Raw genomic sequence first — 26922 nt, forward strand, 5'->3', positions numbered from 1 at the left:
GTGGGCATCTGTGGCATCATCGTTCGGTGCAGTCTGGATTGCAGATGCATCGACATTAGAAGCAGTCAAAAAACATTTGGGGCAACTTCAAGAAAAAACAGGTGCAGTATTGGGAGGGAAGATGTTGATGGTAGTGGAAGCATTTAGCCATCGCCCAGTTGCAGCATTTTTCGATGCCGATGCCAAACGCAATGAAACCAAGTGGTGGCAAGAACTACAAATGCGCTTACCAGTGGGTGGTTTACTGATAACAGATATGGGCTTCTACGGGTTTGAGTGGTTTGATACCCTGACTGAGCAAGGGAAATATGTCTTAACTAGACAGAAAGCCAAGGTACGCTATCAAGTAGTGCGTGTACTTTCGAGTAGTTCTCACTATAAAGACGAAATTATTAAAATGGGACTTCACCATACTGACCCATGTCATCATCAGATGCGACAAGTCTCTGTATTATGGGGTCAAACTTGGTATCATTACTTGACTAATGTTCTTGACCCACAACAACTTTCACCACAACAAGTTTGTGATTTGTATCGCCGACGTTGGCAAATCGAAGATGCATTTTTACTAACTAAACGCTTACTGGGTTTATCTTATCTGTGGGTCGGTGGCACTAATGGCGTACAGATGCAAGTGTATGCTACTTGGATTTTTTACACAGTACTCAATGATTTATGCGCTGATGTCGCTGTCGCTTTGCAACAGCCTATTGAACGTATTTCGGTGGAAATGGTTTTTCGTAGCTTGTATTTTTTCCAGCGCGCACTCCTACAAAACCCACAACTACAACTTATCTCTTGGTTGGTTGAGTATCAAGGCTCTATGGGCTTGGTCAAAGCCGTGCGTCGGCGACACCGACGCAACGCTGCAACCTCACTTGACATTTGGGCATCTGCCTTAACTTGACACCAATGGCAAGATGCCCACCCCACAAGATTGGATAATTTATTTCTTGGAAGTTCCTTATAATATCTGTAGTAGCACGTCAACCTTAAAACATTGGGTTTAAAAAAACTTAGAAAGTCCCAAATAAAACTATTCTATGATTACTCAACCCAACAAATTAAGCTTGCCGCGCTAGTAGGTTGGGTTGAGGAACGAAACCCAACATTTGATGTTAATGTTGAGTTTCACTCCCGTACCCCTAGGAGGAAGCGTTTAAATTTTGGATTTTGAATCATTCAATCCAAAATCCAAAATCCAAAATCTAAAATTTGGTAATTCTGTGTATGAGATTATCCCACTGCCCTTTGAATGCCAACGACTTCAACTTGTTGTAATTCTGGCAACAAACGCTTCACGCCTTGCTTAACAAACCCCTGCAAAAAACCAATCTGCTGATTTTGCTGAAATACCTTTTGCAATGTTTGCCGCAAATTATCCAAATTCAAACCAGTTCCAGAATCTATAGCTATTTCCTGCTGTTGGAAATACTCAACTAGACTTAACCCTGCGACTCTAGTCAGATAAGCTGCACTTACTCCCTGCACTACGCCACCAGCAACAAAGGTAAGGGCATTACTTTTCAGAACAGTACTAATCGCTTTTGTAGAAAGTTCAACTAAACCGAGTTTCAGCATCAAACTTCCCATTGTTCCAGCTACGGTTTGTGCCTGTTCTAGGGAGAATTTCTGCTGATAAATATTACCCAAATCCATTACCATTTGAGCATTAATTGCCGCAGTTGCCAGAATATCAAGGGCTGGTACTGGGTTAGCAAAGGCAGTAGCAGCAGCTATCCATTGATATTGTTCAATAATTGGGGTGGCGCGATCGCGTCTAGTTCCATTCAGCCAATTTTTCGCCTCAGCTTTCAACAATCCAGCTTTCCTCATGGTTGTCAACCAAACTAGCCGTTGTCCTTGCTGTGCCAAAACTTCACCCAACTGCTGAGTTAACTGCTGAATATCAGCTGCTGGTTGTTCCATCCACTCTTGCACAGAACCATCAGCCTCATGCTTTCGGACTTTGATGGCAACGGGAGAGGCCGCAGTTGCAACTACATTTCCCTGCATCCGCTGTTTCAATTGACTAAAGATGCTGGCGCTTTCATCGGTTAAATACTGGTCTTGTTTGTTGAAAACCAGCATATTAGGCTGATTTGCTGCTTTTAGCTGTTGTAAGGTTTGAAATTCTGAGTCTGTCAAATCACCGTTTGTGATAAATAGAACAAAATCAGATTTTGCTACTTCTGCCAAAATAGCCGCATCTGAATTTTCATCCACTTCTCTAAACAAAGGTGCTGTCTCTTGTAGAGATACCAAATTTGGTGTCTCTACATTTTGCTTTAGCACTTGAATTAAAGTGCTTTTACCTACGGATTTCCCGCCAGTCACAGCCACTTTTATTTCTTGTCTGTCTAATTCCAACAATAATTGGGCAACTTGTTCTCTGAGTGTCTCTAAGGCTGGATGGTTTTCTGATTCTTGTGCCAGTTGATTAATTACAGTTTCAGTTTTAGCGATCGCACTTTCCACTGTTGTCCGATCGACCAGCATACCATCTAGCTGCTCTAAACTATTTTTGGGGCGATTTTGCTGCAATAACCACAAACCACCGCCTACAGCTAAGGCACTCAACAAACCAAACTCACCCACCTGCACTATAGAATCGTGCCAACTGTCCAACATCCACAGGGAAAAGGAAAGTCCCAATCCTCCCACTAAAATTGGTCGCTGCAACTTCACAACCATGATTCTCCGCGCTTTTTGGATGGCTATTTCTTCCAGAATAGATCAAAATAAAACAAAACCCTGCAATCTTTACTGACTGTAGGGTTTTGTTTCACATTTTATTTGGTGGCGGGAAGTGGATTTGAACCACTGACCTTCGGGTTATGAGCCCGACGAGCTACCAGGCTGCTCTATCCCGCGTTGCTCTCGACTTATTTATAGTAACCTATAGTCAAGAGTTTGGCAACTACAAAAACGATAATTCTCCAATTACTTCTAAACGCTTGTATTTTCCCAAGGTGACAAACTTTTCTGAGAGGCTTTCGGCGGCGCTGGGACTAATCCAACCCATTTGCTGGAGTAAGTGAATAGCCACAGCGTATTTTGCGCGTTTTGCCCCATCCATGACTTTGATTGCCAATCCCAAGCCTTCACCGAGTCTACCAATGCACTGTACTCCTTCGGCACCAGTTTTGCTGACTAGTTCTCCTGGAGTTAAGCGCATCAGTTCCGTATCAAATTCTCCATCTCCTGCGACCATCGCGGGGTGATGAGTCATCGCACGGACAATGCGCTCCATATCCAAGTTGGTACTAGAGGCTAGCAGTGCATATAAAGATGCCATGTGACCGAGTTGCATCAGATAAGTTGGTGCGCCACAGTCATCATGAGCGCTGATAAATTCTGCTGCTGGCATTCGCAGCAGCTCTGCGACTTTGCCCAAAATTAACTGCTGTATTGGATGCTTGCGATCCAAGTAGTTATTCAAGGGCCAATGGCGTTGCTGACAAACAGCTAACATTCCCGCATGTTTTCCAGAGCAATTGTATTCCAGAGGACTCCGCTTACCTTCAGGAATTGGACACTGGAGTATAGTCGGGTCAAGATCAGCCCGCCAAAGGATGTTAAATACCTGTCGGACTTGATCTATTCTTCCTTTATGGGAACTTGTAATAATTGCTAAGTCGCGATCGCTGAGATCATAGCGTTCCAGTGTCCCTGTTGTCGTAACAGCGAGTGCCTGAAATGGTTTGAGGGCTGAACGGATAAATGCAGCAGTTTCAGAATTTCCGGCAACGGTTAGAACCCGTCCTCGTTCGTCGCAGACAACAGCTTGAACTATATGCCTGGATTCAATAATACCTTCCCGCAGCAACCGGACTTCCAGTGCTGTGGCTTGAGTTCGTTTTCCCATTGTCATGGGTTTATATTTATCACCTTTTTTAATTAATTAGTCATTGGTCATTAGTCATTAGTCCTTAGCTAATGACTAATGACCAATGACCAATGACTCTTTAAAACAAATGCCAACCTATACTACCAATAACGTACATTCCCGCCAAGCCAGCAAAGGTAAATTGTAACCGCCGCAAAATAGGTTTGATTTCGTATGCAACAATTAAGCGATCACGGTTGAGAATTTCCTGTGGTTTCGTCCAAGTTTGACCGTCATACCAGCCGGACTCTTCATAAAATACTGTGGGACTACAAAGGCGATCGCACACGTAGAACCAGCCTAAGTATAATCTTACCAGTATCAGCACTAATCCGACACTCGCTCCTGCTGCACCACAAAGGATAAAATGTGCAATATACTTGTGAGGGGAAAAACTTGCCGCAGCTATCGGCCCTGCAAAGAGCCAAGATAAACCCCAAACCCAAACAAGTTTCGTGATATACCCGCGCCAATCTAAAGTAGTATCACGAAACAGCCAGGAAGTTTTTAACTCTTCGTATTCATTGAGCGGTTGTTGGTCTATAGGAACTGGGCAATTAGAAACCGAAGACCTAATCATGTTGGCTTACCCTCACCCTCATCAGATTCTGGAAGGGAAATACGCTCTGCATGAATCCAGAACGCTTCTAAATTATAAAACTCCCGCTCCTTGGGCATCATGATGTGAACGATCACATCACCGTAGTCTTGTAGTACCCAACTCCCCTCGACTTTTCCTTCTGTCCTTAAGGGACGCCGTTGCAACTCAGTTTCGACTTTTCCTTCAATTGCTTGAGCGATCGCCCTGACTTGTACCTTAGAATAGCCAGTCATCATCACAAAGTAATCAGCCAGGTAAGATACTTCTGCTACTTTGAGCAATAAAATCTCACCTGCTTTGCGGTCTGATGCCGCAACAGCGATCGTTGCAGCTAATTTTTCGCTTGCCTCTTCGGTTTGGCCGTGGCTTATTACCGCACTCTTCGTCAGTGGGACAGATTGCAATGGGAAATTTCCTTGGAAATAATCAGTCATTAAACCTCAGGTGCTTTCTTCCTTTTGAAACAATTGTTGACATTTACTTACAAACAACAAACAATTGATCTGACAAATGTGTCAATAGGTTTTTTTGAATACTAACAAAAAAACAGGTGTCTATGGGCCTAGTTTGATAATTAGCTGTTTAGATTTCAACATCTGCAACTGCTGATTGCTGATGGTTATTGTGCAGCGATAAATCAACCAATAGCTTTCCAGCAAGAATTGACAGCGAAAATAATCGCAGATTCATCAGACAGCATAATATGCAATGTAAAGCTAGTAATTTGCAGTTAACACCATATCTAGAGTTTAGACTGTCTGCTAAAAACTACGATACAACACAGATCAATACTGCGTAGGTTTTGCTTAAAAAATAGAAATGTGTAGGTTTGGTTGAGGAACGAAACCCAACCTAAGAATATTTTTAACTGAGCAGTCTTGCAACACAGCCGACTCATGACTAGTCTATCAAAAGCGCGATATCACATACGCATAATATATTAGTGATTTAAAATACTAATATTTCTTGCTGTATGGGTAGAAAATTGGTGTACCCAAGGATTGAATGAAGTGAAGCCGTGGGATTTTTAGTTCTACAATGCACCTGAAAACCTGCTTATCTATATGCTGTATTTTCCTACTAATAGAATTAGCTACCCTCAAAATCTCTTCCTACTTAGATATGAGGGCATAATTGCAATTTCTACAGATGCAACATAACTTTGCTGCAAAGATTAGACTTCTTGTTTCGTAACTATGCCTCTAGAATGAATTGCTCTACGATCTGCTGCTAATGAGTAACACAAGGACTCATACTGATTTAAAGCTTGCTCAAAAGCATATTGCTCAACGGCATATTGGCGACTTTTGTAACCCAGAGTTTTGACTTTTTCGGGGTTTTGGTACAAATCTAAAATTGCCATCGCTAAAGCTTGGGGATCTTCTGGAGGAACGATAATTCCGCCGCCACTTTGCCTAATGGCTCTTGCTGCCGTACCATTGTCAGGGACAGAGGCAACTAAGGCCCCTCCACTAGCAAGTAGCACTTGAATTTTTGACGGCATATTGAAGGATACAACATTTTTCTTTTGCACCACTAAACCAACATCCGCAGCTGCTAACATTTGTGGCAAATCCTTGCGGGGTTGAAATGGTAGTAACAACACATTATCTGCGCCGCAGTCTAGACATTCCTGTTGCAATCGCTGTAAACCTTTTGCCTCTCCAACGACGACAAAGACAATATCTGGGATATGGCGCAAAACAGAAGCAGCTTTGACGACGCTTTCTAGTCCTTGGGTTAAGGCAATATTGCCAGAATAAAGGACTACAAATTTGCCATTCAGATTATGTGTTGCGCGGAAAGGGTTATCTTCTTTAGGCAAAGGGCGGATAAAATTTACATCAACCCAGTTGGGAATTTGCACAATTTTGTCAGCCTCTACGCCCTTAGATCGCAAATTCTCCACAAACCCATCAGCAATAACGCTAATTTTACTGGCACTGCGGTAAGCAAATTTTTCCAATAATGTAAACAACTGGATGAGTAATTTATTTTTCAGCAGACCAACGTGGACAGCTGCTTCTGGTAATATATCTTGTAGATTTAAGATTACAGGACAAGCACGTAACCATCCTAAAAGAGCAACTGGTACACAGCTTGGCAAGGATGGCGATGTTGAGAGGATCACATCAGGGCGCCAACCGATGAGGGCGGGTACAAAACTAGTGACGACGAAACTAGCATCTAGTAACACCCGATCTAATAGATTGGGTTGTGGACGAATCCAAACGTAACTGCGTTGAATTTGAACACCATTTTTGTATTCGTTGAGATACCACTTGCCCCGATATTCCTGGTAAATTTGCCGCTCAGGGTAGTTGGGCATAGCAGTGACTACGCGCACTTCATGCCCACGTTTCACTAGTCCCTCTGCTAATTCAGTCATCAGGGGGGCAATACCAATTGGCTCTGGATAGTAGTTGTAGGAGTAAATTAAAATCCGCATAAAAATTTAGTCCGAAGTACCCCGGTTTTTTATTTAATGACAAATATTTGTCTGAAACATCATTTGGAGCTTGGAAACTCCTATATTTCAATTGTGACTCCAGACTCTTTTTATGTCAGGGATTTTCCTTAAAGATTGAGTAAACTTTGATATAAAATACTTAGGGAAACTGTAAAATTTTTTCACTATTTAAGCAGCCTTAATATTGTTCATTTTTGATTGGTACGTACGTAGAAACCCTAAGTATATTAGGGTCTGCCAACCCTTAAGACAAAATTGGAATAGTTAGTATTAATTCTCCTATCAGTTACGGACACAACCCATTTTCCGAGAATCTGAATATTAATAAGACTTTTTTATCATACTAGTCATTCAATGAGCGATCGCCCTTGTATTTTCTCTTTTTTTGCTGGCTCAGGTTTTCTAGATTTAGGTTTTGAAACCAGCGGTTTTAATATTGTTTATGTCAATGAAATCTTCGCCCCATTCATCGCCGCCTATCGCCATTCACGGAAAGTTCTGAAAATGCGATCGCCTGAATATGGATATTATTACGGTGAAGTAGCAGATGTAACAAATCTTATCGCCGGAAAAGAAGCGCAACGCCTTCAAGAATTAGTCAAAGACTGCCGCAAATCTAATAATATAATTGGTTTCATCGGCGGGCCTCCCTGTCCTGATTTTTCTATTGGTGGGAAAAATAGAGGAGGTTTGGGAGATAATGGTAAGCTTTCAGCTTCTTATATTGAATTAATTTGTCGCAATCTTCCTGATTTCTTTTTATTTGAAAACGTTAAGGGGTTGTGGAGAACGACAAAGCACCGTTTATTCTTTGAATCGCTCAAGCAACAATTACAGGAAGCAGGCTATATATTAACAGAGCGGTTAATTAATGCTATTGAATATGGTGTACCTCAAGATAGAGAAAGAATTATTTTAATTGGTTTTAACAATAATTTTATTCAGGATATCGGAATAAAAATAGGTAGTGAAAAGTTACTACCTGAGGGATATTTTCCTTGGAATAATTACATTTTACATCCTCCAGAAAAAGTTTTTGCTTACCCCTGGTGTAAGTGTGAACCATTCAAAGAAAATTCTCTAATACCTTGTCCTGATGGCATACCTGAAGAACTGACAGTTGAATACTGGTTTAGAAAAAATAACGTTCTGAAGCATCCTAATACTGAACACTATTTTCAACCAAGGGCAGGGATCACAAAATTTGCTGCTGTTCAGGAAGGAGATAATTCCAGGAAGTCTTTCAAACGTCTACATAGATGGCGTTACTCTCCAACAGCTTGCTATGGAAACAATGAAGTACATTTACATCCTTATAAAGTTCGGCGGATTTCTGTAGCAGAAGCTTTAGCTATCCAATCTTTGCCTACAAATTTTGTACTTCCAGAAAACATATCACTTACGAATATGTTTAAAACGATTGGTAATGGCGTCCCATATTTGGCATCGAAGGCGTTAGCTCAAACTATTATTAACTTCTTAGGAACTGCTGTGAAAAACACTGTTAATACTGCTAACCTTACTACCACTTAACGTCAACTTAAATACTTACAGTAATTCCGGGTTATCTGTAAAGCCAAAATTTCAGACAAGTCAGCAGCTTGTTTTCAGGATAAACTCGTAATAAATGTGGTTTAATATATATATAAGAAATGTTTTAATTTTTTATAAAGTTTAATAATCAATCACTGGCAGAAGACACGATGGCAGCAGACTATCCAGACATTGATATTGCGCCATTTATCGATCACTCCCTGTTAATAGCGACAGCCACTCCAGAGCAGGTTGAGCAATGGTGTGAAGAAGCATACAGATTCAACTTTGCAGCGGTTTGTCTGTTCCCCTCTAATGTTAAGCAAGCAGTAGAACTCCTCCACGGTAAAAACCCCAAAGTCTGTACGGTGATTGGTTTTCCTTCTGGTGCAACGACTTCAGCCGTGAAACTGTATGAAGCTCAAGAAGCGGCGGATAGTGGCGCCACTGAGTTGGATGTAGTCATGAACTTGGGCTGGTTGAAAGCTGGCAAAACTGAAGAAGTCCACCGAGAGATTGCCGAAATTTGCGAAGAGACTGGGCAAACAGTCAAAGTGATTTTGGAAACTAACCTGTTGACAGATGCAGAGAAAAAAATAGCTGCTGAAATAGCTATGGAGGCGGGAGCAGCATTCTTAAAAACTAGTACAGGTTGGAATGGTGGTGCCACAGTGGCAGATGTGCGACTTTTGCAGGAATTGGCAAAAGAAAGAGTGGGAATTAAGGCTTCAGGTGGTATCCACACTATCAATCAAGCCCTAGACTTAATCGTAGCGGGTGCTACTAGATTAGGCACATCTCGCGGTATGGATTTGATCCGTCAGCGCGATAACCTGGGAAAGGGTGAATAGTCATTTGTCCTTTGTCATTTGTCCTAAGCTAATGACCAATGACTAATTACTAATGGCTAATAACTACTAATGACTAATGAGTAGAACCTACAAAGCAACTGGTATTAATCTTAAAACCCAGGCGCTAGGAGAATCGGATAAAATAGTGACGATTTTGACACGAGAATTCGGTTTGATTCGAGCCGTGGCTCCAGGGTCACGTAAGCACAACTCCAGCCTGGGCGGTAGGAGTGGAATGTTCGTTGTGAATGAACTATTGATTGCCAAAGGGCGATCGCTTGATAAAATTACTCAAGCACAGACGTTAAAAACTTATCCTGGTTTAGCTAAAGATTTGGGAAAACTGGCTGCCAGTCAATATTTAGCAGAAATAGTTCTGTGTGAAGCTTTGAGCGAACAACCCCAAGAAGAACTTTATGATTTGTTCAACGAACATCTCCATCGCTTAGAGGCGGTGTCTAGTGCAAATCTATCTGGTGTTTTGCCTCATCTGGCTCATGGTGTATTTCACCTTTTGGCCTTAGCAGGACTGACGCCGCAAGTGCAAATCTGTTGCCTATCTCAGCACCCCCTCAAACCAGACTTTACAGATCCCAACTGGCAGGTAGGATTTAGTATCCCTGCGGGTGGAACGGTTTCCTTAGAAGCTAGGGAACGTTTACGAAAAGAGGAGAGGGAGATGAGGGCAGAGGGGCAGAGGAGCAGAGGAGCAGAGGAGCGGGGGAAGATTAATAACCAATTCCCTATGCCTAATGCCCCATCCACAATGACGCCAGTTGCTTCAACGGAGGGAACCTCCGCAACGCACTGGCTCCCCAATGCCCAAACAATTGTTGTGCATCGGCAAGAAATACCTGTGATTTCTTGCCGTCTAAGTGCTATGGAACTGACTTTGCTTCAACATCTGTCACAACCAGAGATAATGCAAATTGATGGTGCTAGAGATCATGACTGGTTATCTGTTGAGCAGATTTTGCGCCAGTATGCTCAGTATCAATTAGGTCGCCCTATTCGCTCTGCTACCTTGATCGACTCTTATTTTGCTGCCAACCATGATGCAACCGTCTGATTTGGATAAGAAAATCCTGCCTTTGTCACCAAGCCTCGCCAAAAAACAGAATAGGGTATCAGATCCTACAGTCAGGAATCACTTGAGTGCTGTTCCTAAGTGTACACTTAGTCAAATAAATGACCAAGAAATGTCCCCAAAAGATGTTTCTCAAAACGATCAAAGTTGGACAGCGGAGATCCCAAAAACTGATCTTCCAAGCCAATCAGAAACACAATCAGAGGACAAATTAACCACTGCTGAGGTAGATAGCAATGGCGTTGGCAATGGGCATAATTTGCCAGTAGCCACTATCCCAGAAAAAGAATTACCTAAATTAGATGGATCTGGTTCAGGTGGGGAAGCTGTTGTAGGGAACGTAAAACAGCTAGGATTTTTACCTGTATTGAAAAATCCTAATTTCTTGGCTCTTTGGGGCGGTCAAGTTTTCTCCCAACTAGCAGATAAAGTTTATTTGGTGCTGATGATTGCCTTGATTAATACTCAGTTTCAAGGGAGCAATCAGAGTATTAGTGGTTGGGTATCAGTCTTGATGATGGCTTTTACTATTCCAGCCGTATTGTTTGGTTCCGTTGCTGGTGTGTTTGTCGATCGCTGGTCGAAAAAGGCTGTGCTGGTAGCAACGAATATTTGGCGCGGCATCCTAGTTTTGTCAATTCCCTTCTTGCTGTGGTTGACTCATGATTGGAAACCCATAGGATTGCTGCCAGTGGGTTTTGTAATCATCTTGGGTGTGACTTTTTTAGTTTCAACTTTAACGCAGTTTTTTGCCCCGGCAGAACAGGCGGCAATTCCCTTAATCGTAGAGGAACAGCATTTACTCTCGGCTAATTCGCTTTACACAACAACGATGATGGCATCGGTGATTGTTGGGTTTGCTGTTGGAGAACCATTGTTAGCGATCGCAGATGGACTTTGGCTGCAAATTGGTGGTAGTGGTAGTTTGGGCAAAGAACTTTTAGTAGGTGGCAGTTATGCGATCGCTGGACTAATTTTGTTCCTTCTGGCAACTAAGGAAAAACACCACCACCCCGATACAGAATTCCCTCACGTATTCTCTGATTTGCGGGACGGTTTTGCCTACCTCAAAGCAAATCATCGCGTCCGCAATGCTTTGCTTCAACTGATTATCTTGTTTTCTGTCTTTGCAGCATTAACTGTTCTAGCCGTTCGGATGGCAGAAATCATTCCCAACATGAAAGCTTCCCAGTTTGGCTTTTTACTAGCATCTGGGGGTGTTGGGATCGCTGGTGGAGCAACAATTCTCGGTCAATTTGGTCAACGCTTCTCCTATACTCAGCTAAGTCTGTGTGGTTGTATGGGTATGGCAGCATCCCTGATTGGTCTGTCAGTATTTACAACTCAACTGTGGCTTGTCTTGTTACTGGTAGCGCTCTTAGGTATCTTTGGGGCACTAGTGGGAATTCCCATGCAAACTGCCATCCAAACAGAAACACCTCCAGAAATGCGTGGTAAAGTTTTTGGCTTGCAGAACAATGTAATTAATATTGCCCTCTCCTTACCTTTAGCATTAGCTGGTGTCGCAGAAACCTTTCTGGGATTACAGGTAGTTTTTTTGGGATTAGCTGCGATCGTCTTTTCTGGAGGTATATTAACCTGGTATAACTCACACAAGTAGTTATCAGCTAACAGGAGTTATTATTAATTACCTCAAGGTAATGAATATTTACTTAAAGCTTTTGCGTTCATGGTAAACTGTGGTCAGTGAAAATTTATCACATACTTGCCGGATATGAATCTGACATTAGTCAGAATAAGTTGTTTAAATATCAGAAATTAACAACTTATAACTAAAATAAATAAAGCCATCAATCCACTGGTTTAATTAGCTGACAATAAGCTTTTTAAACTAGTAGAAAGTTTTGGGAATTTTTAATAAATAAGAAAACCAGCAAGTATAGCTAGATAAAAGAAAAATCACAAAGGACACACAAGTAATACATTAAACCCGCTTTTCTTACAGCTAAATAAAGAATGCGTATAGCCTGGATTGGAAAAAAATCACCCTTTTGTGGCAATGTCACCTACAGTCGAGAAATTACAAATGCCTTGCTAGATAGGGGACATCAAGTTAGCTTTCTTCACTTCGCCCAGGAAGAGTCTGAACCTGATAATTGGCCAAATCTTCGAGAGGTTTCCCTACCTTTCATTTACAAGTCCCAGGTTTACACGATTCCCACTTTTAAAGCGACCAAAGTTTTAACCGATTCACTGCGGGAAATCAAACCAGATGTAGTCCATGCTTCCTTGACCTTATCTCCTCTAGACTTTTTTCTACCAGAAATTTGTGAGGAACTGAGGTTGCCCCTAGTTGCCACTTTTCACACACCGTTTGCTGGCAAGGGAGCAAAGCTGGTATCGGGAACACAACTTTTGGCTTATCAGCTCTACGCGCCTTTTTTAGTTAACTACGATCGCGTGATTGTATTTTCTCAAATTCAGCGAGAATTATTGGCAGGGATGGGCGTAAGGGAAGAGAATATTGCCGTAATTCCCAACGGTGTTGATACCGCCAAGTATTCTCCAGGATTTTCTCAAATTAAAACAGAATTTAAAGCCGAACGCTTGTTTGTCTATCAGGGTCGCATAGCACCAGAGAAAAATGTCGAAGCTCTCCTCCGCGCTTGGAAGCAGTCGGCAATGGGGCCTGGTACGAAGTTACTAATTGTTGGCGATGGCCCTTTGAAGTCTTCCTTAGAGCCGTTTTATGGTTCAGAATACGGCATTATCTGGTTGGGATTTGTCGCTGATGAAGACCGACGCATCGAAATTTTGCGGGGCGCAGATGTATTTGTTTTGCCTTCATTGGTAGAGGGTTTGTCTCTATCTCTGTTAGAGGGAATGTCATGTGGGTTGGCTTGTTTAGCAACAGATGTGGGTGCAGATGGAGAAGTATTAGAAAAGGGCGCAGGTATAGTTATTAGTACCAAAACAGCGCGATCGCAATTGAGAACGCTCTTGCCAGTGTTGCAAGACCATCCAGAGTTAACAACCCTACTGGGGCAAAAAGCTAGACAGCGTGTATTAGACCGCTATACCCTTAGTAAAAATATTAGTCTGCTGGAAGAACTTTATAAAGGAGTTTTAGCACAGCGACCTCTACCACTTAGTCGTAGAGCGTAAGGAAAGGGAATAAACTGCGATCGCACTGGAAATTCTAAGATGCTAATGAGTGCGATCGAGCAAAATACTAATACCTGACTAAGAATTCTCTTACCAGTTTTACCAGACTATCTAGAGTTAACGAAATGAACTATGATGCAAGTCAGATAAAGTTGAAAAATATCCCTGACTTAGAGCAGCTAGAAGATGGAAAGTGCTGCCGAACATACGTTTATTGCTTCACAAATCCGTTGCCCGAACAAAACGTTATTGACCAAATTGCAAATAGTTTAGAGAAGAGATTCACCCTTTCAAAGGAAGTATATGAGATTCCTGAAGATGTTGAAATTTGTGCATCTATTTTCATAGAGCGTTTACAAGATAACGAAGCCAGAGTTCGTGTTTTGACAAATCAACCAGAAGAAGATTGCGTTTACATCTTTGGGACACACGCTCTGCCACGCAAAATTGAGGAAAGGTTTGGAATGGTACAGTCGATTCAGGGACAACAGCGAGAGGCTTGGATTACTGACAGACGTTAGGGTATTACTTATCGATCAATTAATCTTTGAATTATTCACTAAAGACCATCCCAAAGTAGTTGGCTGTTCATAAACCCGCTTTAGAGTATTTATATCTCTGGGAGAAATAGACGGCGGGTTACGAACTTGAGAAAAATATAGCGCATCAGTTAGTAGCGGACTATGACCCCAAATTCCCAGTGCATGACCGAATTCGTGACGGGTCGCTGCAATGAGATATTCACCTGTTTGAGTAGGACTTAGCAAGATGGTGAAGCGGTGGGATAAAATTTTGTTGCTGGTGTATAAGTCGTAAGTAGTTTGTGCCGATCGCGCACGGGGTATATTACTACCAGGCGAAATTTGTAGAGGTGGTGCTTTTCGCGCGATCGTAATATCAGCAATTTCTGGCTGTTCGACTATTGTTAAAGGTAAATAATTACTCCACTCCTGTACACCCTGCAAGACAGCGTTAACCCATGCTTGAGCTTGTTTTTCGCTGATGGCTTTTGGTGGTTCTATGTAAACTCGAACAGGAAATTGCGACCAGACTAAATAACCAACTTGGGTTGTTGTGACTTGGGAAAAGTAGTCACCACTGTTAGTGCTATCTTGCCACTGTGCAAGTGTGGGCGGTAAGGGATGGGATTTTGGAGAAGATGAGGAGAGAGAGATTATTAAGTTTGAAGATACATATTTTGGTATTATTGTAAACCCATCACTCGACTCGATATTAGTAAAAACGATTAACAGCCCTATGCCAATAAATAAGGCAAGAGCTGTAATTAACCGTCGTGAAATTAAATTTATTAGGGTGTTAAGTATCGGGTGTTGGGTTCTTCTCCCCATTTATTTATCCTTATTTAGGCAGCCAACCAGCACTTAAAACTACTGTTAAACCAAGAAAAATTACTGTCAATGCCCAAGTAATTCGGTTTAAGGTGTTTTCTGCACTTTTGGTGCTGCTAAATAGCTGGGCTTGTCCGCCAATGGCCCCAACGCCATCACCTTTAGGGCTATGCAGCAAAACTAAAATAATCAAACCAGTGGCGGAAAATGCCCAAATGCCTTGCACGATATTACTAACTGTCATGGTAGGAATCTCATTTATAAGAAGTTTCAAAAAACAGAATTCAGAATTCAAAAGTTAGGAGTTCACTAAAACTCCTAACTCTTGTAGAGACGCGATTAATCTCGTCTCTCTTTTATAGCCCTACTTGCACGGGGGTGCGAGTCCGTTGCAGCTCATAAGCTGCTGTTTTCAGCAGCGATCGCCCGGTCATTTCTGGTGGTTGAGGCAGCTGTAAAATCTCTAGAATTGTGGGGGCGATGTCGGATAGCTTGCCATCGCTTCGCAGTTCGACATTTGTACCATATCCAGGGATTTTGACTTTCTCTCCTTCCACCAAGATGAAGGGGACTGGGTTAGTGGTGTGGGCTGTCCAGGGATTACCCCCATGATCTAGCATATACTCAGCGTTGCCATGATCGGCAGTAATAATTGTTGTACCGCCGGCTTTAATAACGCTCTCTAACAAGCGACCCAAACAGCGATCGACTGTTTCAACTGCTGTAATAGTAGCGTCGATTTGACCAGTATGCCCTACCATGTCTGGGTTAGCATAGTTAATCACAACTAGGGAATACGTACCCTTTTGAATCGCTGCGATCGCCACATCTGTAACTGCTACTGCTGACATCGCTGGGGCGTGATCGTAAGTCGCTACCATCGGGCTGCTTACCAGTTCTCGATCTTCTCCGACAAAAGGTTCCTCCAGACCCCCATTAAAGAAATAGGTGACGTGGGCGTATTTTTCGGTTTCGGCGGTGCGGAACTGATTCAGACTGTGATTGGCTATGACTTCTCCCAGAATGTTACTGAGATTCTGAGGCTCAAAGGCTACAGCCACGGGTAAGTCTGAATCATACTGCGTAAACGTCACAAAAGACAGCGGTGTGATTTGCTGTCTTGCAAAACCGTTAAATGTGGGACTGACTAAAGCTTGAGTCAGTTGTCTAGAGCGATCAGGACGGAAGTTGAAAAATATCACCCCATCCCCTGGTTCTATTGCGCCGGGAGCAATTCGGATTGGGTTGACAAATTCATCTTTTATCCCTTGATCGTAAGATGCTTGCAAGACTTCCACAGCCTTGAGACCATTACCAACACTATCTTGTATCATCATGTCGTAGGCGCGTTTGACCCGATCCCAGCGGTGATCGCGATCCATCGCATAGTAGCGACCGCTGAGGGTGACTATGCGCCCAATTCCTGTGCGGTCTATATAATCTTGCAGCAGCGCGATCGCTCTTACACCATCAGTTGGTGCGGTGTCACGACCATCGGTGATAGCGTGAATACAAACTTCTGGAATTCGCTGGTCTTTGGCTAAGTCAAGTAGTCCGAATAGATGGGTGATATGCGAATGTACCCCTCCCTCAGAACAAAGCCCGACTAGATGCAGCTTACTATTCCGAGAACGAACTTCCTGGCAAATTTTGACAAGTGCTGGGTTAGAGGCAATAGAACCGTCTTCAACCGCATCGGAGATGCGTACCAGTTCTTGCGGTACAACTCGCCCAGCACCAATATTCAGATGACCAACTTCCGAGTTGCCCATTTGTCCCTCTGGCAACCCTACGGCTTTTCCTGATGTGCGGATGAGGGTATGCGGGTAAGCCGCCCATAAACTGTCCACAATGGGAGTTTTAGCAGCAACAATAGCGTTTCCTCGCTTTTCCTCGCAGTAGCCCCATCCGTCTAAAATGACTAGCACCACAGGAGCAACAGGTGCTTTGGTCATAGTAAAATTGCCCTTTACTTTTTGTAATACCCGAATGATACCACTGCTAATCCACGCCGCAAGTGAATTTTTGCTTATTAACTTCTTTTACGAAGGACTTGCAGTTTTTTGAAATAGTTTTTAACTTTTAGTAGTTTTTCTGTGATTTTTTTGAACGCTAATAACGAGTGATTACTTAGTAGTAGCGTTTTAGCACTACTACTAAGGTCTTATCCACTCCTTTATTTCCTTTTGGTGGAAGCTTTTGCAGCTTTTTTAGCCGCTTTTTGGGCTTCTATGGCAGCTAACTTTGCTTGTTCTTTTTCTTCGGCAATTTTCTGGAGATAATAATGATAATCTCCTAAGTAAACGCGGAATTCACCATCACGAATTTCGACGATTTTGTTTGCTACTTGAGAAATAAAGTAGCGATCGTGGGAAACTACAATTGCCGTACCATCATAATTTTTGAGCGCTTCTTCCAGCATTTCTTTCGCTGGAATATCTAAGTGGTTTGTCGGCTCATCTAAAATTAGTAAGTTCGCCGGACGTAAGAGCATTTTTGCTAACGCCAAACGAGCTTTTTCTCCTCCACTTAATGCCCCAACTGCCTTAAATACTGTGTCACCAGTGAATAAGAAGCGTCCTAAAAGCGTGCGGACTTCTTGATTATCCCAGTCGGGAACTTCATCATGGATAGTTTCCATGACAGTTTTTTTCAAGTCTAAGGCTTCGGCTTGATTTTGCTCAAAGTAACCGGGAATAACGTTGTGATCCCCTAAATGAACGCTACCTTCTGTGGGTGGTTCCATACCCATAATTACGCGCAGAAGGGTAGATTTTCCAGCACCGTTGGGGCCAAGAAAAGCAATGCGATCGCCTCTTTCAATTAGCAGATTTGCTGCCAAAAACAAGATTTTATCACCATAAAGATGAGTTAAATCTTTAATGTCCACTACTTCGCGTCCACTGCGGGGTGCTGGAGGAAAACGGAAGTGTAGAGTTCTTACCCCAGCAATGGGTGCTTCAATGCGCTCAATTTTATCGAGTTGCTTTTCCCGGCTTTTTGCCTGGGTACTGCGGGTAGCACTGGCGCGAAATCTATCAACAAAGGTTTGCTGTTTCTCTAATTCTTTTTGCTGACGTTCGTAAGCACTAAGCTGTGCTGATTGACTTTCGGCTTTTTGTTCCAAATATGCCGAGTAGTTACCAAGGTAAGTACTGGAAACGCCACGTTCAGTTTCCACAATTTGGGTGCAGAGGCGGTCAAGGAACTCTCGGTCATGGGAGACTATTACCATAGGGGTAATCAGTCCTCTGAGGTAATTTTCCAACCACTCAATGGTTTCTAAATCTAGGTGGTTAGTCGGTTCATCCAGCAGCAACAAGTCGGGTTTTTGCAGCAGGATTTTACCTAAACTCATCCGCATTTGCCAACCACCACTGAAGGCACTGACGAGGCGATCGCCATCTTCTAGCCCAAACCCCATCTCTGGTAAAATTTTCCCGATGCGTGCATCTAAGTTGTAGCCATCTAAGGCTTCAAATTTGCGCTGCAAGCGATCCAACTTGTCGATCAGTCGATCTAGTTCCTCTGGGCTAGCCGTTTCCATCTCTTGTGGGATGTGCGCCAGAGATAACTGGACTTCGTTGGCTTCTTTGAAGACAGTCCAAAATTCTTCTCTAACGGTGCGGGTGGGGTCTACTTCAAACTCTTGGTTAAGATAAGCTATGTGTAAGCTATTAGGACGGATAATTTCGCCTGCGGTAGGTTCAATTTCCCCAGAGATGATTTTGAGTTGGGTAGATTTTCCAGCACCGTTGACACCGACTAAGCCAATGCGATCGCCTGGTTTAACTTCCCAGTTGATATCTTTGAGAACTTCGCCTGTGGGATAAATTTTACTTATATGTTCTAGTCGCAGCATTAAGTTTCTCTCAGGTAGGGAGTGGGTGGTTGAGGACGAAGTACTAACACCGCCTCTAATATTAACAAAAATTAACTATAAAATCGTCGCGATCGAGTTTGGAAGCCACAAACCAAATTTGGCTTGAGCTACGGATAAAATTTACCACATCCATCTCAAGGCTGGCTTTATACTACTTGTCTAACTTCTTCGACACTCAAATCTAACGCCTGTGCTACTTGTTCTACAGTCAAACCTGCTGCCAACATTGCTGGTACTGCTTTTAGTTTCCCTTTAATCTCACCTCTAACCTCACCTTCTTCAATACCTTGTTCAACACCTTCCTGAAAGGCTTCCTGATAAAATCTGGTTTGCTTTAACTCGCTTAAGCCAAACATTTCCTCCATCTCCTCCCTACTCATTGTGGGAAACTTGTAAGCCAAAATAGTCTCTATAAATTGTAATAATTGCTGCTGTTTTGGTGGTGAATTTATCTCGGACTTGGTTCTGTCTATCAACTCCCTTGCTTGTGCGATCGCTATGTCGTTGGTTGCAATTACTAATTTAGCAGTTGCAATACCAATTGGAAGCGATGCGGCTTCACCTAATTCATCCAAATAAATGCGTCTGACGCGCCCACTTGTGAAAAACTCACGGTAATGTTTGATATTGCCTGTATCTACATTCCTGTTTGGGTATAAAACCACAGCACCCCAGTCATTTGATGGTTGATTTTGACGGAGGTATAAACATATTTCTGCAATTAGCCGGGAATAAATTTCCCCATCAGCTTGAAATTGCACTTCTACAAAGTAAATCGTGTTCTCGCTTCCTTGTGTAGGTAGAAACACACCATCTATTCTGAAGGCTGTTTGTTTGATTTCAACTGATGAAAATTGATAAACGCTAGCTGATTCTGGAGGATTACCAATAAGTTCAAAAAAGATATCAGGGAATTCTTGAAACAGCCGATAAAAGATGATGTCTGTTTTCACAATTTTATATTATTTGAAAATTTTGATTTGCTGTTTATGTGTTGCTTGATTCTTCACAACCATCTCGCACTTTCAGCAATTGCTCTTTTGCCATGCCTAATATACGTGAAAGGGGCGCTAGTAAACTATCATCAAATGCTTGTCCAGCATAAATATTATTCAGTTCAGTAGGGGATAATTTAAAGGTATCGCAGAACTTAGCAAACTCCTGGTTACTCAAGTCAAGCTCTTTTTGCCTATCTTGAAGTAAAACTGCGATCGCTCTAGTTCCATGCTTCGGACGCTCACTACTTTTTACATATTTTTCCATTAAATAATTGACTTTTCTGGTATCACCACCGATTTTTTTAATTAAATCAGTACAAGCCATTTTTAGCGCTTTCTTTAAAACTTCTTCTTCATTTAAAATTTTAATAACTTCACTGGCATATTCTGGCTTAAAAAATCCCACCAAATTACCTTGATGATAAACTGGTATATAAGGATTATTCGTTTCAAGTTGCCAATCTAAAGGCTCATTGCGTAGCGACATAGCTGCACCCCTAAATATTTTAATATTGCACCATTTTAAAACCATTTATTAGTTACCCGCCAGTGGTTATATTTTGGTCATATATAAAAATATGGTTTTATTCTTGCTAAGTCAGGACTTACGTAAGGACTATGGTTTTACGTCATGACGAGTGTTCGCGTTAGCGTCTCGAAGAGAAACGAAGTAATCGCAAAGGCTTAGTTTTTCGTCACGAGTGTGTAAGTCCTACAAGTATACTTAATCTGGTATTATCCTTGACTAAGTATTATAATTCAAGTTATAGTATTGCAGAGCTTATAAGATTATCTAATAAAACCTGATTTAGAATGAAAACAGATGATATAAATGCTCGAATAGCGAGAATAGATTACAAGTTAAGAACTCAGAAAAAATCTGTTGCTGAAAGAATTGGTCTAGTACAAGGTGAATTATGCCCTGATATAAATGATTTAACAGACAGATTCATCAACAATAGATTCCCAGCATTAAGTAATAACGAATTAGAACGATTTCTTCCTACATTGAATGTTGATAATTGGTATCGAGAAAATTATGGATTTAAAATAACACCTGATTATTTAAATCTCAAAGAAATTCCATTTGTTATGCAAGGCAACATTTATTACTTTATATATCCTGAAAAAACTGAAAATTGCAATATAATTGACTGCACAAATTTACCGCAAATAGTAAAACAAGATTTAACAGAAGTAGAAATTGAATATTTACAAAATTCCTTTAAATGTGGGAGAAGAAAATTATTAGCTGTAGAATATCTAGAAGATGTTGTTCAGTATCGTGATAAAAAGAAGAGTAGCGAAAATGATTTTTTTGCAATCCCTGACAAACTCAAGGATAATTTCTATTTGTCTACTGAAACAATAGATTTTATTCGTTTTGCTATTGAGGATTTAAATCTTGCTATCGTTACTTTAAAAAATACCAGAAGTTATCAATTTATAATTTTTCCAGCTTCACAAGCAATTGAAAAACTATTAAAAGCTTGTATATTATCAGAAAAATTAATCCTGGCAAAAGAAGTGCCAGAATTATTGAATACGTTAAGAAAGAAAAAGTATGGACATAAACTATTCAACATAATTGGAGATGAAGATTTCAATAAATGTTTTCCTTCCCCTGAAAAAATAAAATCAGAAATACAAAATTTTCCAGAAGCAGAAAAAATGTTTAAAGACCCAACTATAAATCCTAGATATGATCCAATGGAAGTTTCTTCCGAGAAAGCTGTGAAGATTATAGACGCTACATTAAATATTTTTGAATTAGTAAGCGAGAAGTTTGTTACACCTTTACACAGAGTAATGTATTATCCAGAATGAGAGGAGTATTATCCTCAATTAAAGGAATATTATGATCGATTAGAGGATGATGATTCCTTTCTTGACGAATGACGAATAGAGTTTAAATTTTCGATTGGTGATTGCTTTAAGTAGTTTTGGCAATTTCCATGTTATGAATTAATCAAGAGAAATGGTAAGAATTATCCTTCCCAGTCTTGACGAGTATCGCACAGAAAATTGTCTGCGATCGCATCATCAAATGAACACGGGCAATGCTCTGGAAAAGTTCGTAATGGTAAGTTAGTTTCTCGTAGCGCCAAATCGACTCCCCCTTCAAAGCCATCTAACAAAGCTTCTTCTATTCGAGACTTTAAGCTAGGGTTCTGCCGCAGATGCCTATGGATAGCGCGGCGCTGTTCTCGAATTGTTAAAAACCAACTGCGAGAGCGTTGTTCGGGTTGATACTCCCACTTCAAGAGATGACCAAGTAATACACTCAGAAGGCTCACGAGTTCCCGATATTCCTGTCTCCCCAAAGCTTGAATTTCCTCTTGCAGGTGTTGCCAGTCTAGTTCCATAACTAGCCTCTGCTCTAACGCTTTAGCCTGCTGCTGTGTCCAGCCATAAAAGTCTTGGTCATACAAAAAAGGTTTGTCCATAGAGTTGAATTTTGACAGCAAGAAACCACGAGCTAGCTAAAAAAACTTAATTACGAATTACGAATTACGAATTACGAATTACGAATTATTTTAATATTCAACTTGCTTTTGCCTCATCCCCAGATGCTTCAGCCACAGCCGCCAATCTATCTGCCGCAGCTTGCACAATTTGAGCCACTTGGGCCAAAGGCATGTGCTGGATTTGTCTAAGAATCAGACTCAAATCTGAGGTTTCTGGAATTGGCTTGCCATCTATGCAGCTGATTAACTCTTCCATTGTGTAGCCTGCTTTCGATGCGATTCGAGCCAAATTTTCTGTATCTGGCACCTTCACACCTTTTTCCCACATCTGAACAGCAGTGGCAGATACTCCCAAAAGCTTACCAAAGGCTCGCTGACTCATTGAACCGCGAGCTAGTTTAATGATTTCAATCAGTTTTTGTTTGCTTTCGATCTTCACTGCTTATATAGCTAGCCAACTGTATTTATAAGTCTACTTTCAATATTACAATTTTACTTTTATATTGACAGCCTTGTGTTTTAGTACTAAACTATATCTCTGGTTGTAAATCAGCAACTACAGGCATCAAGCTAGTAGACCAACCCATCTATCTTTAATCAACCCAAAAAACTTAGTTTGCTACGGCAGTTGTGCTAGTAGCTAGACTTTGCTGCGAAGAAATAATATCGAAGGTGCATCATGTTTCGCCAGCCACGCAAAATTAATCAATATCGCCGCAAAGGCAAAAACCTTATAGCCACTAATAAAATTAAACCAGAACAGTGGAACATTTCTGACGCAGAAACCAAAGAAGCTTTAAAAGTTAAAGGCTACGATGTTAAGCAAATCAAAAAAATCCACCTTCTGAAACATCAAGTGTGTATTTCCTACTGGGATGCAAAAGGCAATATATGCAGCAGCTTTTTTAGCTACCGGATTTTTGCACGTTGGCAAGAAGAAGTGGAAAAGCTAATTTATACCTGTGAAACCATGAAGGAATGGGCAAAGTTAAATTACCTTATGAAGTACGAATTTGCCTATTACAATTATCCCAGTGAAATAGAAGATACACTCCACGCGATATTAGAAAACCACCTGTTTGTGTTAAAAGCAACAGTACAACAAGTGGTTTTACAGGATATTTAACCAATACAGTTCAGATAAGCCCAAAACCCTCATGTAGTCTTCAAAGACCAATTACCTACACCAATAACTCTTAACTGAACCGTATTGGGATATTTAACAACAAAAATTAGTTAGCGGCAGCAGTCGCTAACTCCGCCAGACGTTCCTGTTGGTCTAGAGATATACAAGATTGGATAAGCGTCTCTAAATCACCATCCAAAACAGGGTTAAGGGAATAATTCTGACCTAACCGATGATCGGTAGCGCGGTTATCTTTATAATTATAGGTGCGAATTTTTTCTGATCGCGATCCAGTACCAACCTGCGATCGCCGCATGGAAGTTACAGCTTCTTGTTGTTCGCGTAACTTCATCTCATATAACTTCGCCCGCAGAATTTGCATCGCCCGTTCTTTGTTTTGCAACTGGCTGCGTTCTTCTGTACAGAAAATGCGTATTCCCGTCGGTTTGTGCATCAAGTCAGCGGCTGTTTCCACCTTGTTGACGTTTTGCCCACCAGCACCACCAGAACGGGCTGTAGTCATTTCAATATCTTTCGGGTCAATGTGAATTTCCACATCATCCACCTCTGGCATAATCGCCACGGTAGCTGTGGAAGTATGAACCCGTCCCCCAGATTCAGTTGCCGGCACGCGCTGCACACGATGCACTCCAGCTTCAAATTTTAACTGGCTGTAAACGTCATTACCTTTGATTTCGAGAATGACCTCTTTCCAGCCACCCATTTCTCCACGAGATTCGCTTACTAGAGAAACTTTCCAACCTTGAGTCTGAGCATAGCGGGTGTACATCTGCATCAAATCACCAGCCCAAATACTTGCTTCATCACCACCAGTACCAGCGCGAATTTCCAACATGATATTCTTTTCATCATTGGGGTCGCGTGGTAGCAGTAAAACTTTCAAGCGAGACTCTAAATATTCTATTTTTTCTTCAAGTTCCTTTACTTCCAGTGCTGCCATTTCTTGCAACTCTGGATCACTCGCAGATTCTTTGTAAACCTGACGCGCTCCGGTCAAGTCTTCTTGGGCTGTTTTCCAAATTTCATAAGTATTAACTACCTCTTCCAAAGAAGAACGAGACTTAGCAATTTCTTGATACTCATCAGGATTGCTAGCTGTATCGGGGTCGCCAAGACGACGTGTTAACTCATTAAAAGTTTGTTCAACGGATTTTAGTTTGTCCAGTAAGTATGATTCAGCCATGACAAGTGCGATCGCTCCTTAAAAAAATAACAAATTGGCTCGAGCATATAAATGAAAATCGACCCAGCTGATGCAGGGCCGTCGTTAACAGCAGAGCCAACTCGCTACTTTTTGTTTTGGTCGTCCCCAGATGTTTGAGTGCTGCTCATACCGTACTTACGGAGGAAGCGCTCTACTCGACCCTCAGTGTCAATAATCTTCTGAGTGCCGGTGTAAAATGGGTGATTTCCAGACCAAACATCTACGTGCAATTCTGGCTTGGTAGAGCCAATGGTCATAACAACTTGACCGTTGCAGTAAACTTTAGCATCTGGATACCACTTGGGGTGAATATCAGCTTTAGCCATTGTTCTTTTTGTGATGAATCTTATATTAATTATAACTTTCAGCGTTCAATTGAAGCTAGGGATTGGGGAGTGGGGAGATGAGGGAGTCGGAGAAACCAATGCCCAATGCCCAATGCCCAATGCCCAATGCCCAATTCCCTAACGCTTAGAGTACTGAGGCGCTTTCCGAGCTTTATGTAAACCATATTTCTTCCGCTCTTTTGCTCTCGGATCGCGAGTCAAATAACCTTCGGTTTTCAAAGGTGGGCGGTTATCTGGGTCTAGTTGGCACAAAGCACGAGCAACTCCCAAACGAACAGAATCAGCCTGTCCGGTCAAGCCGCCGCCTTCTGCTTTCACCAAAATGTCATATTCGTTTTCTAGTCCCAGAGTTTCCAGGGGTGCTTTGATCACTCCCAGGTAGTTGGGGTTAAATTGGAAATATAAGTTTCCATCTTTACCATTCACAGTCAGTTGACCGCTGCCTGGAACCAAGCGTACCCGTGCTACTGCGTTCTTACGACGGCCAGTACCCCAGTATACGGCGCGACCGCTATTAGCATCTGCTACTACCATTAATTTTCTTCTCCAGGAATTGTACTAACTTTTAGTTCTTTGGGTTTTTGAGCATCATGGGGATGCGTAGGCCCAGCGTAAACTTTCAGCTTGGTGAACAACTGCTTACCCAGGCTATTTTTAGGTAGCATACCTTTAACAGCTTGTTCTAAAATTCGCTCTGGTATGCGCTGTTGCAGTTTAGCGAAAGTTTCGGTTTTCATCCCACCGGGACGACCAGAATGGCGACGGTAAAGCTTTTGAGTGCGCTTTTTGCCTGTGACTGCTACTTTTTCGGCATTGATGACGATTACGAAGTCACCTGTATCTAGGTGGGGTGTATATTCGGGTTTCTTTTTGCCTCTCAATACCTGGGCGATTTCGCTGGCGAGGCGACCGAGGCGTTTATCGGTGGCATCTACTATGTACCACTCACGCTCAAGAGACGCTTGAGAAGGAAGGTATGTTTTACTCGTTGTCATTTGTCATTTGTCCTTTGTCATTTTTAATTTGTCATTAGTCATTAGTCATTAGTCATTAGTCCTTTGTTATTCACTAATGACCATTGTACAGACGCGATTAATCGCATCTCTACTGACCAATGACTAATGACTCTTGACTAGTGACGAACTTTGGCAAGGTGTCGTACCAAATCTCTTTTGGAAAGGGAAAATCGGGATAGCCGACTCGCAACAAGCACAAGCCTTGAGGCGGTGCGGCGTGTTTCACTTCTTCCCGGCGTTGTTCTTTCCAGAGTTCGGTGAAGCTAGAAAGTGTTCGTTGTTCAGAACCTACTTGTACCAGCATCCCTACCAACAGCCTTACCATGCCATACAAAAATCCATCTGCCTGTATTTCAATATGGATAAATGGCCCACTGCGACGACACTCTGCTGCTTGCACCTCTACCCAGGAATGCGATCGCTTTGAGCCTGCACGGTGAAAAGCAGCTAAGTGATGCTTTCCCAAGAGAGGTTTCAAGGCAGCTTGAATTAAAGATTCATCCAGGGGTGCATAATAATAATGCCAACTGAAGGGTCTTACAAACAAGTTAAGCCGATCTTCAGTATATATTGTGTAGCGATACCGTCGATAGGCTGCACTAAAGCGAGCGTGCCAACGGTTATCGACACTAGCTGAAGCCCTGATTAATATATCTGGCGGCAGGTAGCTGTTGAGGATTGTTGCCCACTTGTGAGGCGGAATTAAACCTGTTGCTTCAAAATGGGCTACTTGAGCAGCAGCGTGAACTCCTGAATCGGTTCGTCCAGCCCCATGTAGTGTTACATGGTACCCAAGAATAGTCGCGATCGCAATTTCGATCTCTTCTTGAACTGTCCGGTGTTGTTTTTGCCGTTGCCAGCCATGAAAATGAGTGCCCAGGTATTGGATTACCAAGGCTACTCGATGAGTTTGTGTAGGCTGGTGGCTTTCTAACATACAGATTTTGCCCTTT

Annotated in this window: 27 protein-coding genes and 1 tRNA gene; 9 read left to right on the forward strand and 19 right to left on the reverse strand. The window is 42.0% G+C overall.

Going from position 1 to position 26922, the window contains the following annotated elements; genetic code table 11:
• Positions 1-907: IS4 family transposase (locus HWQ44_RS28190; RefSeq protein WP_292725285.1), on the forward strand; the 907-nt coding region annotated here is incomplete at its 5' end.
• Between the two features lie 329 nt (positions 908-1236).
• On the opposite strand, the gene HWQ44_RS28195 is transcribed toward HWQ44_RS28190, so the two are convergent.
• From HWQ44_RS28195 to HWQ44_RS28220, 6 genes are all read right to left on the reverse strand, one after another.
• Positions 1237-2694: a YcjF family protein gene (locus tag HWQ44_RS28195; protein WP_292725286.1), complete on the reverse strand. Its 1458-nt coding sequence runs from the start codon at positions 2692-2694 to the stop codon at positions 1237-1239.
• A 103-nt stretch (positions 2695-2797) separates the two neighbouring features.
• Positions 2798-2874 (reverse strand) — tRNA-Met (locus tag HWQ44_RS28200).
• A gap of 46 nt (positions 2875-2920) precedes the next feature.
• Positions 2921-3874 (reverse strand): asparaginase, encoded by a 954-nt coding sequence (locus HWQ44_RS28205; RefSeq protein WP_292725287.1) that lies wholly within the window; start codon positions 3872-3874, stop codon positions 2921-2923.
• Positions 3875-3968: 94 nt separating this feature from the next.
• Positions 3969-4469: a CGLD27 family protein gene (locus HWQ44_RS28210; protein WP_292725288.1), complete on the reverse strand. Its 501-nt coding sequence runs from the start codon at positions 4467-4469 to the stop codon at positions 3969-3971.
• A complete protein-coding gene (rsfS, locus tag HWQ44_RS28215; protein WP_181928677.1) occupies positions 4466-4924 on the reverse strand; it encodes a ribosome silencing factor in 459 nt (152 codons plus the stop codon). The genes HWQ44_RS28210 and rsfS overlap by 4 nt, the downstream gene beginning before the upstream one ends.
• 740 nt (positions 4925-5664) lie before the next feature.
• Positions 5665-6939: a glycosyltransferase family 4 protein gene (locus HWQ44_RS28220; protein WP_292725289.1), complete on the reverse strand. Its 1275-nt coding sequence runs from the start codon at positions 6937-6939 to the stop codon at positions 5665-5667.
• A gap of 375 nt (positions 6940-7314) precedes the next feature.
• Here HWQ44_RS28220 and HWQ44_RS28225 point away from each other — a divergent pair, with 375 nt between their 5' ends.
• The 6 genes from HWQ44_RS28225 to HWQ44_RS28250 all read left to right on the forward strand — a co-directional run bounded on the left by HWQ44_RS28225 (position 7315) and on the right by HWQ44_RS28250 (position 14078).
• On the forward strand, positions 7315-8493 hold the full coding sequence (locus HWQ44_RS28225; protein WP_292725290.1) for a DNA cytosine methyltransferase: 1179 nt from the start codon (positions 7315-7317) through the stop codon (positions 8491-8493).
• A gap of 170 nt (positions 8494-8663) precedes the next feature.
• The gene (gene deoC, locus HWQ44_RS28230) at positions 8664-9344 is read left to right on the forward strand and encodes a deoxyribose-phosphate aldolase (protein ID WP_292725291.1); all 681 of its coding nucleotides are present in this window, start codon (positions 8664-8666) and stop codon (positions 9342-9344) included.
• Between the two features lie 76 nt (positions 9345-9420).
• Positions 9421-10413 (forward strand): DNA repair protein RecO, encoded by a 993-nt coding sequence (gene recO / locus HWQ44_RS28235; protein ID WP_292725292.1) that lies wholly within the window; start codon positions 9421-9423, stop codon positions 10411-10413.
• Positions 10400-12052, forward strand: coding sequence for an MFS transporter (locus tag HWQ44_RS28240; protein ID WP_292725374.1), 1653 nt, complete (start codon positions 10400-10402; stop codon positions 12050-12052). The genes recO and HWQ44_RS28240 overlap by 14 nt, the downstream gene beginning before the upstream one ends.
• A 356-nt stretch (positions 12053-12408) precedes the next feature.
• Complete coding sequence (locus HWQ44_RS28245) at positions 12409-13557, forward strand: glycosyltransferase family 4 protein (protein WP_292725293.1); 1149 nt, start codon at positions 12409-12411, stop codon at positions 13555-13557.
• A gap of 125 nt (positions 13558-13682) precedes the next feature.
• Entirely contained in the window at positions 13683-14078 is a 396-nt protein-coding gene (locus HWQ44_RS28250; protein WP_292725294.1) for a hypothetical protein, read from the forward strand.
• Positions 14079-14093: 15 nt separating this feature from the next.
• Here the strand turns inward: HWQ44_RS28250 and HWQ44_RS28255 are convergent, their stop codons facing one another.
• From HWQ44_RS28255 to HWQ44_RS28280, 6 genes are all read right to left on the reverse strand, one after another.
• A complete protein-coding gene (locus HWQ44_RS28255; protein WP_292725295.1) occupies positions 14094-14906 on the reverse strand; it encodes a peptidase in 813 nt (270 codons plus the stop codon).
• 10 nt (positions 14907-14916) lie between these two features.
• Positions 14917-15150, reverse strand: a complete 234-nt coding sequence (secG, locus tag HWQ44_RS28260; RefSeq protein ID WP_109011945.1) for a preprotein translocase subunit SecG — start codon at positions 15148-15150, stop codon at positions 14917-14919.
• A 112-nt stretch (positions 15151-15262) separates the two neighbouring features.
• Positions 15263-16861, reverse strand: a complete 1599-nt coding sequence (gpmI, locus tag HWQ44_RS28265) for a 2,3-bisphosphoglycerate-independent phosphoglycerate mutase (protein ID WP_292725296.1) — start codon at positions 16859-16861, stop codon at positions 15263-15265.
• 221 nt (positions 16862-17082) lie between these two features.
• Positions 17083-18768 (reverse strand): ABC-F family ATP-binding cassette domain-containing protein, encoded by a 1686-nt coding sequence (locus tag HWQ44_RS28270; RefSeq protein WP_292725297.1) that lies wholly within the window; start codon positions 18766-18768, stop codon positions 17083-17085.
• Positions 18769-18935: 167 nt separating this feature from the next.
• The gene (locus HWQ44_RS28275) at positions 18936-19742 is read right to left on the reverse strand and encodes an Rpn family recombination-promoting nuclease/putative transposase (protein WP_292725298.1); all 807 of its coding nucleotides are present in this window, start codon (positions 19740-19742) and stop codon (positions 18936-18938) included.
• A gap of 34 nt (positions 19743-19776) precedes the next feature.
• Positions 19777-20319 carry a hypothetical protein gene (locus HWQ44_RS28280; RefSeq protein ID WP_334728243.1) on the reverse strand — a complete coding sequence of 181 codons (543 nt, stop codon included), beginning with the start codon at positions 20317-20319 and terminating at the stop codon, positions 19777-19779.
• A gap of 281 nt (positions 20320-20600) precedes the next feature.
• Between HWQ44_RS28280 and HWQ44_RS28285 the strand changes: the two genes are divergently transcribed.
• On the forward strand, positions 20601-21614 hold the full coding sequence (locus HWQ44_RS28285; protein ID WP_292725299.1) for a HEPN domain-containing protein: 1014 nt from the start codon (positions 20601-20603) through the stop codon (positions 21612-21614).
• 161 nt (positions 21615-21775) lie between these two features.
• On the opposite strand, the gene HWQ44_RS28290 is transcribed toward HWQ44_RS28285, so the two are convergent.
• Positions 21776-22234 carry a DUF29 domain-containing protein gene (locus HWQ44_RS28290; protein WP_292725300.1) on the reverse strand — a complete coding sequence of 153 codons (459 nt, stop codon included), beginning with the start codon at positions 22232-22234 and terminating at the stop codon, positions 21776-21778.
• 97 nt (positions 22235-22331) lie between these two features.
• Positions 22332-22694 (reverse strand): helix-turn-helix transcriptional regulator, encoded by a 363-nt coding sequence (locus HWQ44_RS28295; protein ID WP_012410694.1) that lies wholly within the window; start codon positions 22692-22694, stop codon positions 22332-22334.
• A 240-nt stretch (positions 22695-22934) separates the two neighbouring features.
• On the opposite strand from HWQ44_RS28295, the gene HWQ44_RS28300 reads away from it, so the two are divergent.
• Positions 22935-23381, forward strand: a complete 447-nt coding sequence (locus HWQ44_RS28300; protein ID WP_292725301.1) for a hypothetical protein — start codon at positions 22935-22937, stop codon at positions 23379-23381.
• Positions 23382-23487: 106 nt separating this feature from the next.
• Here HWQ44_RS28300 and prfA read toward each other — a convergent pair whose 3' ends face one another.
• From prfA to truA, 5 genes are all read right to left on the reverse strand, one after another.
• Entirely contained in the window at positions 23488-24585 is a 1098-nt protein-coding gene (gene prfA / locus HWQ44_RS28305; RefSeq protein WP_292725302.1) for a peptide chain release factor 1, read from the reverse strand.
• A 104-nt stretch (positions 24586-24689) separates the two neighbouring features.
• On the reverse strand, positions 24690-24932 hold the full coding sequence (gene rpmE / locus HWQ44_RS28310; RefSeq protein WP_109011936.1) for a 50S ribosomal protein L31: 243 nt from the start codon (positions 24930-24932) through the stop codon (positions 24690-24692).
• 138 nt (positions 24933-25070) lie between these two features.
• On the reverse strand, positions 25071-25487 hold the full coding sequence (rpsI, locus tag HWQ44_RS28315; protein WP_229554269.1) for a 30S ribosomal protein S9: 417 nt from the start codon (positions 25485-25487) through the stop codon (positions 25071-25073).
• On the reverse strand, positions 25487-25948 hold the full coding sequence (gene rplM, locus HWQ44_RS28320) for a 50S ribosomal protein L13 (RefSeq protein WP_229497708.1): 462 nt from the start codon (positions 25946-25948) through the stop codon (positions 25487-25489). Before rplM ends, rpsI begins: the two co-directional genes overlap by 1 nt.
• A gap of 109 nt (positions 25949-26057) precedes the next feature.
• Positions 26058-26906 (reverse strand): tRNA pseudouridine(38-40) synthase TruA, encoded by an 849-nt coding sequence (truA, locus tag HWQ44_RS28325; RefSeq protein WP_292725376.1) that lies wholly within the window; start codon positions 26904-26906, stop codon positions 26058-26060.
• Between the last annotated feature and the right edge of the window lie 16 nt (positions 26907-26922).

The sequence above is a fragment of the Nostoc sp. JL34 genome (genome assembly GCF_017114945.1).
In the GTDB taxonomy this organism is placed as follows: domain Bacteria; phylum Cyanobacteriota; class Cyanobacteriia; order Cyanobacteriales; family Nostocaceae; genus Nostoc.

Excerpts from the sequence above, each read along its gene's own strand:
- HWQ44_RS28225 (WP_292725290.1), top strand. The coding sequence starts at position 7,315 with ATGAGCGATCGCCCTTGTATTTTCTCTTTTTTTGCTGGCTCAGGTTTT.
- prfA (WP_292725302.1), bottom strand. The coding sequence starts at position 24,585 with ATGGCTGAATCATACTTACTGGACAAACTAAAATCCGTTGAACAAACT.
- truA (WP_292725376.1), bottom strand. The coding sequence starts at position 26,906 with ATGTTAGAAAGCCACCAGCCTACACAAACTCATCGAGTAGCCTTGGTA.
- HWQ44_RS28220 (WP_292725289.1), bottom strand. The coding sequence starts at position 6,939 with ATGCGGATTTTAATTTACTCCTACAACTACTATCCAGAGCCAATTGGT.
- rplM (WP_229497708.1), bottom strand. The coding sequence starts at position 25,948 with ATGACAACGAGTAAAACATACCTTCCTTCTCAAGCGTCTCTTGAGCGT.
- HWQ44_RS28285 (WP_292725299.1), top strand. The coding sequence starts at position 20,601 with ATGAAAACAGATGATATAAATGCTCGAATAGCGAGAATAGATTACAAG.
- HWQ44_RS28205 (WP_292725287.1), bottom strand. The coding sequence starts at position 3,874 with ATGACAATGGGAAAACGAACTCAAGCCACAGCACTGGAAGTCCGGTTG.
- HWQ44_RS28245 (WP_292725293.1), top strand. The coding sequence starts at position 12,409 with ATGCGTATAGCCTGGATTGGAAAAAAATCACCCTTTTGTGGCAATGTC.
- rpmE (WP_109011936.1), bottom strand. The coding sequence starts at position 24,932 with ATGGCTAAAGCTGATATTCACCCCAAGTGGTATCCAGATGCTAAAGTT.
- gpmI (WP_292725296.1), bottom strand. The coding sequence starts at position 16,861 with ATGACCAAAGCACCTGTTGCTCCTGTGGTGCTAGTCATTTTAGACGGA.
- HWQ44_RS28270 (WP_292725297.1), bottom strand. The coding sequence starts at position 18,768 with ATGCTGCGACTAGAACATATAAGTAAAATTTATCCCACAGGCGAAGTT.
- HWQ44_RS28250 (WP_292725294.1), top strand. The coding sequence starts at position 13,683 with ATGAACTATGATGCAAGTCAGATAAAGTTGAAAAATATCCCTGACTTA.
- HWQ44_RS28280 (WP_334728243.1), bottom strand. The coding sequence starts at position 20,319 with ATGGTTTTAAAATGGTGCAATATTAAAATATTTAGGGGTGCAGCTATG.
- HWQ44_RS28255 (WP_292725295.1), bottom strand. The coding sequence starts at position 14,906 with ATGGGGAGAAGAACCCAACACCCGATACTTAACACCCTAATAAATTTA.
- rpsI (WP_229554269.1), bottom strand. The coding sequence starts at position 25,487 with ATGGTAGTAGCAGATGCTAATAGCGGTCGCGCCGTATACTGGGGTACT.
- HWQ44_RS28195 (WP_292725286.1), bottom strand. The coding sequence starts at position 2,694 with ATGGTTGTGAAGTTGCAGCGACCAATTTTAGTGGGAGGATTGGGACTT.
- HWQ44_RS28300 (WP_292725301.1), top strand. The coding sequence starts at position 22,935 with ATGTTTCGCCAGCCACGCAAAATTAATCAATATCGCCGCAAAGGCAAA.
- HWQ44_RS28210 (WP_292725288.1), bottom strand. The coding sequence starts at position 4,469 with ATGATTAGGTCTTCGGTTTCTAATTGCCCAGTTCCTATAGACCAACAA.
- deoC (WP_292725291.1), top strand. The coding sequence starts at position 8,664 with ATGGCAGCAGACTATCCAGACATTGATATTGCGCCATTTATCGATCAC.
- secG (WP_109011945.1), bottom strand. The coding sequence starts at position 15,150 with ATGACAGTTAGTAATATCGTGCAAGGCATTTGGGCATTTTCCGCCACT.
- recO (WP_292725292.1), top strand. The coding sequence starts at position 9,421 with ATGAGTAGAACCTACAAAGCAACTGGTATTAATCTTAAAACCCAGGCG.
- HWQ44_RS28290 (WP_292725300.1), bottom strand. The coding sequence starts at position 22,234 with ATGGACAAACCTTTTTTGTATGACCAAGACTTTTATGGCTGGACACAG.
- HWQ44_RS28240 (WP_292725374.1), top strand. The coding sequence starts at position 10,400 with ATGCAACCGTCTGATTTGGATAAGAAAATCCTGCCTTTGTCACCAAGC.
- rsfS (WP_181928677.1), bottom strand. The coding sequence starts at position 4,924 with ATGACTGATTATTTCCAAGGAAATTTCCCATTGCAATCTGTCCCACTG.